The organism is Promineifilum sp. (SeqCode) (assembly GCF_041918635.1).
Classification (GTDB): Bacteria; Chloroflexota; Anaerolineae; order Promineifilales; family Promineifilaceae; genus Promineifilum.
The window spans coordinates 1-1,866 of sequence record NZ_JAYRVJ010000379.1; the positions used below are offsets into that span (position 1 = coordinate 1).

At 68.0% G+C, this 1,866-nt stretch carries 2 protein-coding genes; one reads left to right on the forward strand and one right to left on the reverse strand.

What is annotated here, in order from left to right; genetic code table 11:
• Positions 1-78 precede the first annotated feature (78 nt).
• Positions 79-873 carry an alpha/beta fold hydrolase gene (locus ACE3UY_RS11975; protein WP_374687753.1) on the reverse strand — a complete coding sequence of 265 codons (795 nt, stop codon included), beginning with the start codon at positions 871-873 and terminating at the stop codon, positions 79-81.
• A 136-nt stretch (positions 874-1,009) separates the two neighbouring features.
• Here ACE3UY_RS11975 and ACE3UY_RS11980 point away from each other — a divergent pair.
• The coding region (locus ACE3UY_RS11980) for a methionyl-tRNA formyltransferase (RefSeq protein ID WP_374687754.1) at positions 1,010-1,866 on the forward strand (857 nt) is incomplete at its 3' end.

Genomic DNA, 1,866 nt, shown 5'->3' on the forward strand with positions numbered 1-1,866 from the left:
GGGTTTGCCAGTAGTTGAATTCATCGGTCAGCAGCGCAAGTGTTTGTTGTTTATCGCTCATAGACGACTCCTCAGACCTTACTCTGGTTCAGCCAGGAAGTTTAGCACTTCTCGTAAAAAAAGGTCGGGCGCGGTGTACATGGCGACATGTTGCTGCTCCGGCAGGACGGCGATCTGGCTGTGGGTCAGAGCCGCCGCTATCGTCTTTGTGACCTTCTTGAAGAGGGGCGCGCTGTCGCCGCCGAGTAGCAGCAACGTGGGGGTACGCAGATTCTTGAATCGCGCGGCGTCGAATTCATACTGTTCTTCGGTCCGCGATTCCCGCACGACGGTATGGGCCGCGGCCAGCCGCGCCGGCCAGAGCGGCGATGCTTGCAACTGTTCGAACTCGCCTTGAGGCATCATCACGATCTCGCGATAGAGCACGGTCAGGACGCTTTCCCGGTCGCCCGCGTCCAGCAGCGCCTGAAGCCGGGCTATGGCCTCCTCCTGGTAGAGTGACAGGCCGGGGAGCGTGATGGTCGGCTCATACAGGATGAGCCTGTGCAGATTGGGAATGAGCAGCGCCGCTTCCAGGGCGCAGAGGGCGCCGAAGGAGTGGCCCAGCAGGTTGGCGGGTTCGTCGGCGGCGCGAGCCACGGCGGCCAGGTCTTCGGCCTCGCGCTGGAGGGCATAGGTCGGGCCGTCGCCGCTCTCGCCGCGGCCGCGGCGGTCAACCGCGTACACGGTGAAGCGCGCTGCCAGCGCCGGGATGACATCGGCCCAGGCGACCGGGTTGGCCGCGCCGCTGCCGGGGACGAGGATGAGCGGTGGGCCGCTGCCCCGTCGATGGAAGGCGATGGGCGCGCCGTCGGGTGAAGTGACTTTTTCCACGAAAGCTACACCACCTATCGCTTTGTCTACCAGCACAGTATAAGGCCGGTCATTGATCCGTCAACCTTGTGAATTGATAGACAGCCATCCTCTCTCTGTGTTCCTCTTTTGCGGCCGATAGGCATATAATATCCCCATGAGCCTGGGGGAAAACCGAGCCGCTTCCCTGCGTCTCCTCTTCTTCGGCCTGCCCGCCGGCGTCTCCGCCCTCGTGCTGCGCGGATTGCTGGAGGATGGGCACGACGTGGCCGGCATGGTCGTCCCGGCCGCCGCCGCGCCCCACCTGCTGCCCGCTCCCGCGCCGCCCGTCTCCCGTCTGGCCCCGCCGGCCGCCTCGCCCGCCCTGCCGCTGTTGGGCGACGAGCCGGCCGGCGCGCTCGACGTGGCCTGGGCCGCCGGGCTGCCCGTCCTGGCCGTCAGCGACTTTGCCCACGCCGAGACGATGGCGGCGCTGGTCGACTTTCGCGCCGACGTGGCCTGCGTCGCCTGCTTCACCCGGCGCATCCCGGCCGCCGTCCTGCGTCTGCCGCGGCTGGGCTTCCTGAACATCCACCCGTCGCTCCTGCCCGATTACCGCGGCCCGACGCCCCGCTTCTGGCAGTTGCGCGACGGCGCGCCGGCCGGCGTCACCGTCCACTACCTCGACGAGGGGCTGGACACGGGCGACATCGCGGCGCAGACGGCCGTGCCCCTGCCCGACGGTATTGCCGGGCCGGAGGCCGACCGGCTGCTAACCGAGGCCGGCCTCGACCTGTTGCGCGTCGTCCTGGCCCAACTGGCCGAGGGGGACGCGCGCCGGCAGCCCCAGGCCGGCGGCAGCTACCAGGGCTTCCCGACCGCGGCCGACTTTATGCTGTCCACCGACTGGCCGGCGCGACGGGCTTTCAACTTCATGCGCGGCACGGCTGATTGGGGCCGGCCCTACACCGTCGAGGTGGCCGGCCGGCCGGTGCGTCTGGCTGTAGCCGACGCCTACAATGACCTCACCTTCGA